This window comes from Desulfosporosinus sp. HMP52, from assembly GCF_000765145.1.
In the GTDB taxonomy this organism is placed as follows: domain Bacteria; phylum Bacillota; class Desulfitobacteriia; order Desulfitobacteriales; family Desulfitobacteriaceae; genus Desulfosporosinus.
In genome coordinates this window covers 1-13,025 of the sequence record NZ_JMGA01000041.1, presented here as the reverse complement: position 1 = coordinate 13,025, position 13,025 = coordinate 1, and the positions used below count along the sequence as shown (strand labels likewise).

Below are 13,025 nucleotides of genomic sequence, written 5' to 3'. Positions count from 1 at the left end.
ATCATCTTTTGGATAGGCCCAATACAAAATGGATTAATTGCCATCTTAACATTCTTTGCCCTATTTACCATGGAGAGAACAGTTTTGAACAGATATTCTGTCTGGAATCTATAAAAGGTGACGACATGGTTATCAAGAAGAACCTCCTTTGCTGAGTAGGTTCAGTATAGCAAAACTGGAAAATGCCTTGCCATAACTTTGGCTTACATTTTCCAGTTTAAACTTACCCTTTTCTAAGGTAGATCATCATTTTATTCAGCCAAACGAGTTCACTCCGTCATCGTATCCTACCTTATTAAACAGAAGGAAACACCGCATTCAAATCTACCGTTAAATCTGGAAATATCGATACATTTATTTTTTCCTCATCTGTGTATATTTCTGGCCTACCATACCTACCGTTACTTTGCAATAAGAATACACTTACAAGTTTACCTTCTGGCTCCACAATCCAGTATTCTAAAACTCCAGCTTTTTCATACTGATTAAACTTGGTAACCCTGTCATGTTTAATCGAAGATGGAGAAATAATTTCAATTATCAAGTCGGGTATACCCTTGCAACCTTGTTTATCAATTTTAGATTGGTCACATACAACAGTAATGTCAGGCTCAAAAACATTCTTAATGTCTTCGTCTTCCTTTTCGTCACTCTTAATTAACCTAACAGAGAATGGTGCTGCATAAACTTTACAGGGTTTCCCCTTTAAGTAGACTGAAATCTGAGTAGATAAATTCATGGATATCTCCTGATGTTCTGGTGAAGGAGTTGCTTGCATATACGGTACACCCTCAATGATTTCTACTCTTTCATCTTCAGGCCATGCTAGGTAGTCTGCATACGTGTATTGTCTTTCTTTTTGGGGTAATGGCATAATGGCACTCTCCTTTATTCAAAATAACGATCCTCTCCACCTAGCCATTGAGACATTTATCAATGAGATAATACCATTATATCACGGAAAGGTAAATATTTCCGTATGTAAAATTGGTTTCATGGAATCACCTCATTCATCTTTTGGGCAAGGGGCGGTATAATATCCTCTATTCTCTCTTCCCCATAATAGGTAACATGAACTACTTGATTATCCAAATAGGCAAAGATCTGTTTGCGGATTCCATCCTCTACCATATATAGTTTATCAAAGGACCGGTGATTAACCTCCTTAACTTCACTGTTATCACGCCAAACATAGCGATTAATAAGATCAAGAGTAAGGTTTTCTGCCATGCTCCCAAAAGTCAGCATATAGTATCGAGTGGTGATACTCGGAGAATATACACCGCTGTTATCTCCCCACATTTCGCCGTTGACAACTCCATGTTCATCGATTTCATATTGAACAGGCGCCAGCAGGCTCCAATCGAAGCTGACCCTATTTTCCCGATCAACATTATCATGATAACCTGTTTCCCGCCTAAGATTTGGGCTTTTTTCTATTTCTGCAAGCCTGATAATTGGTAGATTAATATTGCCTTCCGGAAGCGTATAGTCATTGCTTCTAGCAATATCAACAACTGGTATGATAATTGTAAATAAGGCCATGGGTAAAAATACACCTGCCCATATACCTCCCAATAACCTGGCTTTTCTATAATCCTGGTTATGATCAATTTCTGCACCCTGGAGCAGAGATTGTTTGAGTTTGCGAACTACTCTATAGTTGCGAATTACAGAATAAAAAACGTACAGCTCAACAATCACAATGAACATCTGCTGGACAAATTGACCTTTTATCATAAATAAAAAGGGCTCGTCGTTAAAATAATAGACGCTGATCATTATTCCCAAGAAAACCACCATTGCAATGGATAGAATGATTAAATTATTTCTCAGTCGCTGGTTTAATTCTGACAGGGCAAAACCTCGCTCAACTGGGTCAGTATGCAGCTCAGTGATGCAGGATTTCTCATCAGCAGAAAACACATAGAAATAACCGTTCTTTGCGATAAAATTCCAACCGCAATCATAATAAACATCCAGTTGTTCCTGGGAAGGTGCTTCCTTTAGATAATCGATTCTATATTTGGTTTCCTTTGGTTCTCCTTTTTCAAAATAGACAAATAGACGACCAATTTTCTTTAAATGCAGACCTTTTCTTGCCATATCAGAAAACCAGCTCTCATTCCGGCCGATAGCATAGATATCGTCAAGCATAAGCCTTCTTACTATCTTGCCCATCTATATTCACCCCTCTAATATTCTTCCATCCTGAATCATGTCTTTTAACCTTTCATAGTCTGCTTTGAGGGCAGCTCTGCCTTCTTCCGTAATAGCGTAGGTCTTCCTTCTGCCATCATCACTTAATATTTCAATGAGATTATCTTTTTGCAGTCTTGTGAGAACGCCATACAACGTTCCCGGTCCCATTTTTATCCGCCCATTTGATACTTGTTCAATTGCAGCCATTAGTTGATAGCCATGATTAGGATTCATTAAAGCCAAGAGTATATAATACATTGCTTCCGTCATCGGGTTCCCTGAATAGGACACATTATCCCACTCCTTAATATTATGTCATGCGATATATCGCATGACATAATATTACTCAAGAAACTTTTCTTTGTCAATTATGCTAAATTGGTCACCAGTGACCAATTTAAACTGCTCTGTCCGTTAGAGGAGTTTGGTTCCCCATGTTTATGTCACGAATATAAAACTCCCGTCCTTCAATTTTCCGAAGTACGGGAGAATCTTCCCAGGTTACACCCTCTCTTTTAGTTCACAGATTTTATTCTTATCCCTGATACTAACTAAAAGAAGCAACTAGTCTCAGCTCCTTATTTCAATTGGTATCAGCTTCCAAATCATCTTTTGGATAGGCCTATTCGACTACTCATCGTTTCAATCAAAACCGATTTATTTTTGACAATCTACCCCAGTGCCCTTTAGATTCACTCCAGCACCATATCCACCCTATCCAAGCCGATCTTCACTTTTGTGCCCTTGCCCGGCTCCCCTTCAATCACAATGGTGTGGGACAGCTGGGTCAGAATCCGCCGGCACAGATAAAGACCGATCCCGGTGGACTTTTTATCCCTACGGCCGTTATAACCGGTAAAGCCTTTTTCAAAGACACGGGGCAGGTCTTCCCCGGCAATGCCTATCCCTGTATCGGCGATCACCAGGGTTTTGGCATCGTCCCTTTCCAGATAAATGGAGATCTTCCCCCGGGTGGTGTACTTCAAAGCATTAGACAAGATCTGCTCAATGACAAACACCAGCCATTTTTCATCCGTCAGCACCTCACAGTTCAGCTGGGAGAAATCCAGGCTGATCTTCTTACGGATAAACATCTTGGCATATTTGCGCACCGCCTGCCGGACGATATCATCCAAAGCATAGCGTTTCAGCACAAAATCGGAAGAAGGGCTCTCCAGTCGCAGGTATTGGAGCACCATTTCCACATACTGTTCAATTTTAAACAGCTCCATGGCCAGCTCCCTGTTCTGCTCCATACTCTGAGCAGTACTCCCATCGTCCTCCGCCGAGGGGAGGGACTGGAGGAGGAGACCCATGGCAGCGATAGGGGTTTTGATCTGATGGGCCCACAGGGTATAATAATCCACCAAATCCCTCCGCTCATTATCCGCCCGGGAAACCAGCCTGATCTTATCCCGGTAGAGGGAGGTGATCAGCTCCTGATACTCCTTTTCTAATAATCCCTTAGCCTCAGGGAGCCCTTCCAGGCTGAACATAATCTGTTTCTGCAAATCCCGGAGCACTCTACAGCGTTGATAATAGCCATGGAAATCCGCCGTCAGAACCAGGAGAGCCAGGACGGCACAGAGCAAAGCAGCATAAAGCACCGCTTCCGCCGGCAGATGATACAGATAAAACACCAAGGCAAAGACCCCGGCAGAGATGCAGTACAAAAGAATTCCCCAGCTCTGCCCCCGGAGGTACTGCTTCCCCGCTGCCCCTAGGCTGATCTCTTTCATATCACGTCACCATATACCCTATCCCTTTTTTGGTCACAATAAATCCGGCCAGCCCTGCAGCCTCCAATTTTTTGCGCAGCCGGGTCATGTTCACCGTCAGAGTGTTTTCGTCGATATAACTGTCCGTTTCCCACAGACGGGCCATGATTGCTTCACGGCCCACGACCTTCCCTTTATTCTCCAGCAGCATTTTCAGGATCTTATAATCGTTCTTACTCAACTCGACCTTGCTGTCATTATAGGTTAAGGAAGCATCGCTGGTATTAAGGATGGCTCCCCGGTGCTCCAACAAATCCGTCTGTCCGGCAAAATCATAGGTCCGGCGCAGCATGGCTTGCACCTTGGCCGTCAAGACACTCAGATCAAAAGGCTTGGCAATAAAATCATCCCCGCCCATATTGATGGCCATGACGATGTTCATGTTATCGGAAGCGGAGGAGATAAAGATGATGGGTACCTTGGACACCTTGCGAATCTCGCTGCACCAGTGGTAGCCATTGAAAAAGGGCAGCGAAATATCCAGGAGCACAAGCTGGGGATTGAAAGAGATAAACAGAGACATCACCTGCTCGAAGTCGGTCACACATTCCCCTTCCCACCCCCAGGTCCCCGTATGATTTTTAATCGCTTTGGCAATGACGGCATCGTCTTCAACAATCAGGATCTTATGCATGAAGCAGACCCTCCCTTTTCATGCTACTATTCTATCACAATCCCTCAGTCCCGATAAGGAACATGCCGAAGATTACAAGAAGACCGCCCAACCACTGCTGGTAACCGGCGCTTTCGCCTAACACTGCAGTCGCCAGCAGCAAGGAAGTAAGCGGCATCATGCCCGAAAAAGCCGCCGCTGTAAACGCGCCGCAGCGCTTTATGCCAGAGTACCAGCAGATAAATGCCAGAGCTGTTACAAATACGCCATACCAAAGAAGAGCCGTCCATTCCATCATGCCGATTCCGGCAAGTTCCTTCAAGGGATGCTCAAAGGCTGCCGGGATCAGGCAGAGAATCAGGGCAATTGCCGATACAATGGCGGTCTGAGCAAGAGGACTTGCTGGTTCTTTCAAGTCCGCCGCCGCCTTAACAGCGGAAATACGTGACAGCGTATTGAAGGCCGACTCACAAGCCGCCGCACAAAGTACGAGCAGATTCCCGCCGATGTGTTCTAAGGATAAACCCTTTCCCGGCGTTAATACTCCTTGAATGATCAGAATGCCTCCTACAGTACAGAGTATTCCGGCAAGTTTTCTGCCGCTGACCGGCTCCCTTAATACAATCATAGCCAGAAGGGCTGTTATGGCCGGCGTCGCGCCGGTGAGTATGCCCGCTTCTCCGGAGCCGGTATAATGAAGGCCCCATAGTAAAAACATACGGAACAGAAAAATACCGCATAAGGCCTGTAGTGACAAAAAGAGAAAATTGCGCAAGGACATTAAGCGAAGATACCGGACAAGTTGTTTTCTGCATAATGGAAGCAAAAACACGAGGGCAAAAAACAGGCTTACTGCCGTGATTGTAAATGTGCTCAGCTTTCCCGTAACGAACCTAGCCGATATGACGCTGGTTCCTGCCAGGGAAAAAGCGCAAATCAAATATAATTTCCCGCTCAAACCATCCATTCTAACATCTCTCCAAAAATGCATTACATTCTTTTAACCTGATGGTATAATTCTACCCAGATCACTGGTTCTGTTAAAGAGCCAGTATAACGCAGAATTTACAGAGCCAGTTGGAGGGGTTATGTTAGGAATTGAATTGAACCGGAACAACGAATTGCAGTTATGGCGTCAAATTTACCAGTACTTAAAGGAACTGATGCTATCCGGGCAGCTGAAGGCGGGAGAAGCTCTGCCCTCCACACGGGAATTGGCGAAGGAGCTGAAGGTTTCCCGCAATACAGTTTGCGAGGCTTACGACTTGCTGATTGCCGAAGGCTTTATCCTCAGCCGTCAGGGAGCCTCCACCCGGGTTTCGGAGGGTTTATGCCTTGAACCCGTTAAACCGGCATCCTCTCCTAAGCTAAAAAGCAAGGCAGTCCGGTCAATTTCCGTAAGTTTTCGGACAGGCAGACCCGACTTAAGACAATTTCCCCGGTTTCTTTGGCAGCAGTTGCTGCATAAGGCCTCCGAAGAACTGCCCCTTGAGGATTTTGGTTATACCGGCCCCCAGGGATTGCCTGCCCTTCGAGAGGAAATTGCGGCTTGGTTGTTCAGAAGTCGAGGGCTTAAGGTTTCATCGGAGGATATCTTTGTTACTGCCGGCGCAACCCAGGGACTGCATCTCATTGCGGATATTCTCTGTGGGGATGGCCAAAAAATATTGATGGAGGACCCCTGTCATCTGGGCATGCTTGGCACGTTCCTAAACAAGGGCTGCTCCATTATTCCTATCCCCGTTGACGCCGAGGGGATGCAAACTGATTACCTGTCAAAATGCGGAAGTACAGGCCCAATCTATGTTACGCCATCTCATCAGTTTCCCTTGGGCGGAATTCTTCCCGCCTCACGCCGTGCCGCGTTGATTCGCTTTGCCAGAGAAAAGGATCTTTATATCATCGAAGACGATTATGACAGCGAATTCCGCTATAGCGGCGAGCCTATTGCTCCCCTTTACACTTTGGACCCGCAACGTGTGATTTATGTCGGCACCTTCAGTAAAGCAGTTTTTCCGGCACTGAGAATAGGTTATGTAATTTTGCCTTATCAGCTTCAAGAGCGCTGGAGAGATCTGCGTACGCATACGGATGTACAAAATCCGCCCTTTGAGCAGGCGGCTCTGGCAGAATTTTTAAGAACGCGCAAGCTTGACAGACATGTCCAAAAGATGCGTAAAATTTATGGCCGGCGCCGGCAAGTGTTGTTGGATTCGCTGGCAGAAGCTTTTGACAGCGAGTGGATAGCTTATGGAGATTCCGCCGGGCTGCATGTTGCTATAGATTTTCCAGGAAGGCGATTTGACGAGGGGTTTAAAAGCAGCTGTCTAAAAAACGGAATATATATAACTCCTGTAGAAAGCCACTCTCTTGAAAAAGGCAGGCATCAAAGCAAGCTGCTTATGGGCTATGGGCATCTGGAACCTGATGTAATCAGAAAGGGTGTTGTCCTATTGTCTGATATTATTAAGAAATGAAGGTGATATTATAGGGACAAGGAAGATGGCAATAAGATTAGTAAAGTGGGAAAGAGATATGACCAATTTTCTCTTATTCTGTTTTTGGAAAAATCAAATACTTATCCTCTACCCAAAAATACCATCCACCAGGTGCCATTAAGTTTACGAAAGAACCTTCTCTTTTCTCTATTCTTCCTCTAACGTCGTTAGGAGTTTTATTAAATGCTACAGAATTTAATTCATTAAACTGCTCCACCTCATAGATTGGAGTTCCTTCTTTAAGGTAAACATCTCCCTGCACTTGTTTAACATTGTCTTGGGTTAATTTTACCGTTTCGGATTCTGGAATCCATCCCTTATGGTTAATTCCCTAAGGCCATGCCGTACCATCCTTCTTTGCAATATTCATCAATCAAATTCCTATGCTTTCCGCTTGAAAAATAGCCTGCTGCCTTTGATTCTACATAAATGTACTTATATATTTCAAACACATCCTTTCATACTAATGCTTTATATTTACTCATTATTAGCTACTAGCGTAATATCCTACGAATGCGCCGCAACATAAAAATGACGCGTCTATTACTAATCCTTCCAAATCCTCAACCCTGAGTACAATGCCAGCAGAATTAGACTTATCCAAATCGAATAATCAAAGTAATTCTTAAAGAGATTTATACTCCAACTATCTTCCCCTATAATCCAGTGAGCCAAAGAAGTGTGTATCGATATTCCATCATTAATACTTGGAATAGCAGAGGCTACATAGTTTACCCCAAGACTTAAAGATACAATTAGACTTAATATTACAAGTGGAAGCAAGGCTTTAAACAGTCTGAATTCTTCTTTTAATCTTCTTTGCATAACAAATGTGTACAATATCCAAACAATCATACATATGATAACAAAGAACATTTTCACCCTCCTTTGTTGCGCATAATCCTACTTTTTTGTGCCCATGTATATCAATTTGCGACGCATCAATCCCTGACTGAAATCTGTCATAAAGATGGTGAACCTGTTTTCATTACAAGAATGGTCAAGGTGATCTTGTCGTAATGAGTATGGCCTTATACGAGAAAAAACCATGTTTGATGAGATTTATCATCTCTAATGTGAAACTCCCTTTATTATACAGTACAAGTATCAATTATTGAAAGTTAAAAAGCATCTGCCTTCATTCAGCAGATGCCTTAATGATTTTAAATTGTCTTGATAATTTCTTGAACTATGCCAATTTTTCCATCCTCAAGTCTTACTTTAATTCCCTTGGGATGTTTCTGGGAGTTTGTCAGGATATCTTTGACAATACCCCGCGTCCTTTTTCCTGTCCTTCAAATAAACCCTTATCCTCTTCCTTATCATTACGCCTCCTCAAACTCAGAAAACATCCCTTAGGATAGTTTAAGAGCTAATTCCCTTTATAATCTAACAAATTGAATCTTTTTATATCCGTATCACTAAGTTCTACGACTAATTCAGCATTATATAAACGATCCTTAATCTCTTCTAAAACCTCAGGAGCAGGTGGGGGAATATCAACATTATTTCCTTCCGGGTCAATAGATCCAATTGTATAGGTAAGAGTTATTTCCGTCTCCATACCGCCACCGGCAAATCCGATGCCCTTAGGCTGCTTAAAGATATCCTCTGAAAATAAGCTGCGTAATTCTTCTTGAGGTTCAACCTTTATCTTGAGATCCCCACCAGGTTGCCTGATAGATCTGACCGGCATATTCTCAAACTTCAAACGGTAATTAATTTCTGTGCGTATAAAGTAAACTGTATCCTTTCCATCGTTGACTAAATATCCGGTTTGATCATCATTTTTTACGATATCAGCTTGAACATCCACAAGCTTCATAGGATGAAGGAATCCGTTCAAAGCAACATAAAGTAAAGAAAACCCTAAGATAAACAGGACAACGATTTTGGCAAGGCCAGACTTAACAACCGGAACAGTGTTCTGTTTGATCTCTTTTTTGACAATCGAATTTAATAAGGTGTATCCGCAAGCTACTCCGATTAAAGTGGTTCCTGGCATATTATACTTGAGATATACCCATCTAATTAATGAATTAAGCTGCGATGAAACGGAGTAATAAATTAGGATACCTGAAGCACTGATCAACAACATAGGTATTCCGAGAATCAAGATCTTTAACCAGTTAACAGATAACGTTCCTTTTAGCGAGCTTTGGATTCCGCCCTTTCCTTGCTTTGACCGCAATCGGTGCTTCTGTCATAATAGGAGTTGGCTTCATTCTTTTTTCTATCATTAGATTTAATCTCAACTCAGGGCTGCAGCCTCGGTAGGACGAATCTTCTTATCAACGTCGTTAGTCCAGCAAATGATAAGGGTGTGGATTATGAAAACAAAAACCAAGGTCCTAATCATACTAACGGTTGCCATTTTGTCCATAATGGCATTAATAATTCCCAGATACTCAAGCCCTTCGGAATTCCACCCAACCAATCAACCAATGGTTGCTTTCCAAGACGCTCAAAAATCCGGGAAACTGACTTTTTTAGAATTCTATGCCGACTGGTGACCCAGCTGTAGGAGCATGGAGCCCGTGGTGCTGGCTCTAGAGAAAGAATACCGAGATAAGGTCAACTTCATTGTCGTTGATATCGATGATCCTCAAGGGCAGGCTCTTGCCCGACAATTTAACATCTACTATATCCCCGCTTTTTTTGTGCTGGATCAGCAAGGCCAAATCACTTACAGCGCTTCAGGCCCTCAAAGTAAAAGCGTCTTGGATAATGCCCTCAATTCCGGCAATCCAAACTCTGCTTGGTACGAATCCTTCTTTAAAGATACTCTGCCCCGGGTTTTGTCTAATGGCGGTGTAACCATTTTACTTTTTGTTTTCTTAGGGGGATTAATGACCAGCCTAAGCCCCTGCATATTATCCATGTTACCCGTCATGTTAGGGTATATCGGCGGCTTGGAAAAGCCCTCTAAGACCAAAGGTTTTATCACCTCAACGTCCTTTGTCCTGGGCCTTGCCGCAACCTTTGCTTTGTTGGGCATAGCAGCCTCACTTTTAGGTAAAGCTTTTGGCCAGATAGGCTCCGCCTGGCTTTATATCATTGCTCTTTTCTCCATTATCATGGGGCTGCAGCTAATTGGAGTTTTTAATATCAATTTACCGGGTTTACAGGCTATGCCCGAGAAAAAGGGCGGAGTCCTAGGATCTTTTGGAGTGGGCTTATTGTTTGGGTTAGTTGCTTCACCTTGTGCCACTCCTGTATTAGCGGTTTTGATGACTTATGTAGCCGGTCAGGGTGTTCTTTGGTATGGAGGATTGCTGCTCTTCATTTATGGACTTGGGCATGGGTTACCCTTGATTATCGCCGGAACCTTTACAGCTGTGCTAAAGAGTTTACCGCGCTTACAAAGATGGAGCCACTATATTACATTACTTAGCGGCGGCCTTCTCATCCTATTGGGATTATATTTTTTTACACGAACAGGTTAGTTAACCACTCTATGTTGAAAAATCAAAGTACCCAGAAACACAAAATTCTGTTATACTTTTCTTAACTGAATATGAACCTTCGGGGCAAGGTGAAATTCCTTACCGGCGGTAATGATTGCCCGTGCAATTCAGCCCGCGACTCGATGCAGCTATTAATGCTGGATCGACTGACTTGGTGAAATTCCAAGGCCGACGGTATAGTCCGGACGAGAGAAGGTAAATACCAGGGTTTTGCAAACTGCTTCCCTGGTTCCTCTTAGACGCCTCGTAATAGAAATTATTTACGAGGTATTTTTCATGTTAATAATTCTCTTTCTTTTGACATGAGAAGGTTCAATTCAAATACAGTATTAGGATATGGAGGGTTCGAACTTGACTCAAAACAAACAACCATCTTCATTAGGTATCTGGTGGATCGCCCTTGGAGCAGCTTTGTGGGGACTTGATGGTGTCTTTATCGTTTCACTGCTGCACAATCTGACATCCTCGCAGATTGTCTGGCTGGAACACGTCTTACTATTTTTCTTCGCTTTCCCGGTGCTTCTCCGGAAACGGCATGAACTCAAGCAACTTAAGCTTAATGACTGGTTGGCAGTCCTCTTCATAGGCTGGGGAGGATCAGCCTTAGCCTCTGTCTTATTTACGGCGGGATTTACTTATGGCAATCCTAACGTTGTGCTCATCTTACAAAAAATCCAGCCCCTTTTTGCTGTACTCCTGGCCACATTAATACTAAAAGAGCGTTTGCAGAAAAACTACTGGAAATTATTCATTGCTGCACTCATCGGAGCCTACTTGCTTACCTTCGGACTGCACATTCCTTCAGCTGCCGAGAATACCTCGCAGCTCATTGGATCACTGTTTGCCATAGGAGCTGCTGCACTTTGGGGAGGATCCACCGTTATGGGCAAACACCTGGCCGGCAAAGTATCTTTTACTACTCTAACTGCTCTTCGCTTCGCCGTAGCCCTGCCTCTGTTGACTGTTATGGTCTTGGCACAGAACCCAGACTGGCAGAGCATGGGTAAAGCCCTTAGTTTGGCACCTGTTTGGTCTAACCTCCTATTTCAAACCCTCGTGCCTAGCCTTATAAGTCTATTGCTTTACTACCATGGATTAGATGGAGTGAAAGCTTCTCATGCCACCATTGCTGAACTTGCCTTCCCGGCAACAGGTTTGCTTCTTAACTGGCTGATCTTACACCAGACCATTGACCTTGGGCAATGGATTGGCTTTACTATTGTCTGGCTGGCTGTATTGCAGTTATCCAGAATGAACACCAAACCGGGTAAATTGGAACTGTCCTCTGAATCATCATCTCCTCAGCCTGCCGATTTGGCCAGCAAATAATAGATTCAATACATTAGAAAACTTGGCTAGCGCCCGAAGACACCGGCTTCGCACGTATTAAATCTTCTTGCAGTATATAACGCAAGTTTATTCTGCCTAACTGTATAAAAAAAACGCCCCTGTAGGGGCGTCACTCATTTTTTGCCAGTTCTATAAACCATACTATAACAGCCGAAACGAATATGAGGAGAACAACCCATTTCATAAGGACCCCCTCTTTTCATAGACTGTTTTATGATTTATTTTATGTTTTATAATGTACGTTTGTTATTTTATATTACTTCCGCCGTCGCAGATTTGAAGGAATTTTAGTTGCTGATATTTTTTGTCAAGAAACATCCTAATAGTTTTGTACTCGAACTTCAAAATATGCTCTGAGATGTTCACAGACCGGACATATCTCAGGTGCTTCTCTTCCCTCGTGAATATGACCGCAGTTTCTGCATTTCCAATAAACCTTGCCATCTTTTTTAAAGACTTTGCCCTCTTCCAGGTTCTCTAAAAGCTGCTTATAACGTTCCTCGTGTTCTTTTTCTATTTTTGCCACACTTTCAAATAGCTTGGCAATATGCTCTAATCCTTCCTCCCGGGCTTCGGCAGCCATTCTTGGATACATATCCGTCCATTCGCCGTTTTCTCCGGCTACCGCCGCTTTCATATTTTCAATAGTATTTGAAAGACCACCAAGTTCTCTGAACCAAAGTTTAGCATGTTCCTTCTCATTTTCTGCCGTTTCCAAAAAAAATGAACTAATTTGCTCATACCCTTCTTTTTTGGCTATGGATGCAAAGTAGGTATACTTATTACGAGCTTGAGATTCTCCTAGAAAAGCTTCCCATAAATTTTTTTCCGTTTTAGAACTAAACTCTTCCATAAAATGTCCTCCCTCTTGTAATAGCTTATTGTAAAAGTGCTTTTAGTCATTTTATAATTATTTCCAGTTTAAATCAATTAAATTTATTGCATCACCCTAAATAAGAGAGCCTTTTCCCGGGCTTGTACCAAGAATCTTACGCGCGTAAGATTCTTGGTACAAGCCCGACCGGTTACCCCTGCCTCCGTCAGTCCTATCAACCAAGGTTGTCAGGTCGATTCACTTGTCACTGCCATAGGCTTATCTTATAGGGAAAGGACCCCC

General features: G+C 43.2%; 13 protein-coding genes, 1 pseudogene and 1 riboswitch. Of the genes and pseudogenes, 3 read left to right on the top strand and 11 right to left on the bottom strand.

Going from position 1 to position 13,025, the window contains the following annotated elements; translation table 11 throughout:
• Positions 1-295 precede the first annotated feature (295 nt).
• The 6 genes from DP73_RS15455 to DP73_RS15430 form a co-directional block, all read right to left on the bottom strand.
• Positions 296-874 carry a Uma2 family endonuclease gene (locus DP73_RS15455; RefSeq protein ID WP_034600620.1) on the bottom strand — a complete coding sequence of 193 codons (579 nt, stop codon included), beginning with the start codon at positions 872-874 and terminating at the stop codon, positions 296-298.
• A 119-nt stretch (positions 875-993) separates the two neighbouring features.
• Positions 994-2,181: a DUF2812 domain-containing protein gene (locus DP73_RS15450; RefSeq protein WP_034600619.1), complete on the bottom strand. Its 1,188-nt coding sequence runs from the start codon at positions 2,179-2,181 to the stop codon at positions 994-996.
• Between the two features lie 6 nt (positions 2,182-2,187).
• Positions 2,188-2,493, bottom strand: coding sequence for a PadR family transcriptional regulator (locus DP73_RS15445; RefSeq protein WP_034600618.1), 306 nt, complete (start codon positions 2,491-2,493; stop codon positions 2,188-2,190).
• 401 nt (positions 2,494-2,894) lie between these two features.
• A complete protein-coding gene (locus DP73_RS15440) occupies positions 2,895-3,941 on the bottom strand; it encodes a sensor histidine kinase (protein WP_034600617.1) in 1,047 nt (348 codons plus the stop codon).
• Position 3,942: 1 nt separating this feature from the next.
• Positions 3,943-4,614, bottom strand: a complete 672-nt coding sequence (locus DP73_RS15435) for a response regulator transcription factor (protein ID WP_034600616.1) — start codon at positions 4,612-4,614, stop codon at positions 3,943-3,945.
• 34 nt (positions 4,615-4,648) lie between these two features.
• Positions 4,649-5,560 (bottom strand): DMT family transporter, encoded by a 912-nt coding sequence (locus tag DP73_RS15430; protein WP_034600615.1) that lies wholly within the window; start codon positions 5,558-5,560, stop codon positions 4,649-4,651.
• Between the two features lie 121 nt (positions 5,561-5,681).
• Between DP73_RS15430 and DP73_RS15425 the strand changes: the two genes are divergently transcribed.
• Positions 5,682-7,070, top strand: a complete 1,389-nt coding sequence (locus DP73_RS15425; protein WP_034600614.1) for a PLP-dependent aminotransferase family protein — start codon at positions 5,682-5,684, stop codon at positions 7,068-7,070.
• Positions 7,071-7,143: 73 nt separating this feature from the next.
• On the opposite strand, the gene DP73_RS15420 is transcribed toward DP73_RS15425, so the two are convergent.
• The 4 genes and pseudogenes from DP73_RS15420 to DP73_RS15410 form a co-directional block, all read right to left on the bottom strand.
• The gene (locus DP73_RS15420; RefSeq protein ID WP_052090718.1) at positions 7,144-7,353 is read right to left on the bottom strand and encodes a hypothetical protein; all 210 of its coding nucleotides are present in this window, start codon (positions 7,351-7,353) and stop codon (positions 7,144-7,146) included.
• A gap of 284 nt (positions 7,354-7,637) precedes the next feature.
• Positions 7,638-7,967: a hypothetical protein gene (locus DP73_RS15415; protein ID WP_034600613.1), complete on the bottom strand. Its 330-nt coding sequence runs from the start codon at positions 7,965-7,967 to the stop codon at positions 7,638-7,640.
• Between the two features lie 287 nt (positions 7,968-8,254).
• Positions 8,255-8,386: pseudogene (locus tag DP73_RS22690) on the bottom strand (YwbE family protein); the annotation flags it as partial.
• Between the two features lie 77 nt (positions 8,387-8,463).
• On the bottom strand, positions 8,464-9,282 hold the full coding sequence (locus DP73_RS15410) for a hypothetical protein (protein ID WP_242865778.1): 819 nt from the start codon (positions 9,280-9,282) through the stop codon (positions 8,464-8,466).
• Between the two features lie 139 nt (positions 9,283-9,421).
• On the opposite strand from DP73_RS15410, the gene DP73_RS15400 reads away from it, so the two are divergent.
• Positions 9,422-10,537, top strand: coding sequence for a cytochrome c biogenesis protein CcdA (locus DP73_RS15400; RefSeq protein WP_242865777.1), 1,116 nt, complete (start codon positions 9,422-9,424; stop codon positions 10,535-10,537).
• A 71-nt stretch (positions 10,538-10,608) separates the two neighbouring features.
• A riboswitch (FMN riboswitch) is annotated at positions 10,609-10,759 on the top strand.
• Positions 10,760-10,909: 150 nt separating this feature from the next.
• On the top strand, positions 10,910-11,887 hold the full coding sequence (locus DP73_RS15395; protein WP_034600609.1) for an EamA family transporter: 978 nt from the start codon (positions 10,910-10,912) through the stop codon (positions 11,885-11,887).
• Positions 11,888-12,227: 340 nt separating this feature from the next.
• On the opposite strand, the gene rbr is transcribed toward DP73_RS15395, so the two are convergent.
• The gene (gene rbr, locus DP73_RS15390; protein ID WP_034600608.1) at positions 12,228-12,761 is read right to left on the bottom strand and encodes a rubrerythrin; all 534 of its coding nucleotides are present in this window, start codon (positions 12,759-12,761) and stop codon (positions 12,228-12,230) included.
• Between the last annotated feature and the right edge of the window lie 264 nt (positions 12,762-13,025).

What these genes read in the sequence shown, in the direction of transcription:
- DP73_RS15455 (WP_034600620.1), bottom strand. Translation starts at nt 874, where the DNA reads ATGCCATTACCCCAAAAAGAAAGACAATACACGTATGCAGACTACCTA.
- DP73_RS15450 (WP_034600619.1), bottom strand. Translation starts at nt 2,181, where the DNA reads ATGGGCAAGATAGTAAGAAGGCTTATGCTTGACGATATCTATGCTATC.
- DP73_RS15440 (WP_034600617.1), bottom strand. Translation starts at nt 3,941, where the DNA reads ATGAAAGAGATCAGCCTAGGGGCAGCGGGGAAGCAGTACCTCCGGGGG.
- DP73_RS15435 (WP_034600616.1), bottom strand. Translation starts at nt 4,614, where the DNA reads ATGCATAAGATCCTGATTGTTGAAGACGATGCCGTCATTGCCAAAGCG.
- DP73_RS15430 (WP_034600615.1), bottom strand. Translation starts at nt 5,560, where the DNA reads ATGGATGGTTTGAGCGGGAAATTATATTTGATTTGCGCTTTTTCCCTG.
- DP73_RS15425 (WP_034600614.1), top strand. Translation starts at nt 5,682, where the DNA reads ATGTTAGGAATTGAATTGAACCGGAACAACGAATTGCAGTTATGGCGT.
- DP73_RS15415 (WP_034600613.1), bottom strand. Translation starts at nt 7,967, where the DNA reads ATGTTCTTTGTTATCATATGTATGATTGTTTGGATATTGTACACATTT.
- rbr (WP_034600608.1), bottom strand. Translation starts at nt 12,761, where the DNA reads ATGGAAGAGTTTAGTTCTAAAACGGAAAAAAATTTATGGGAAGCTTTT.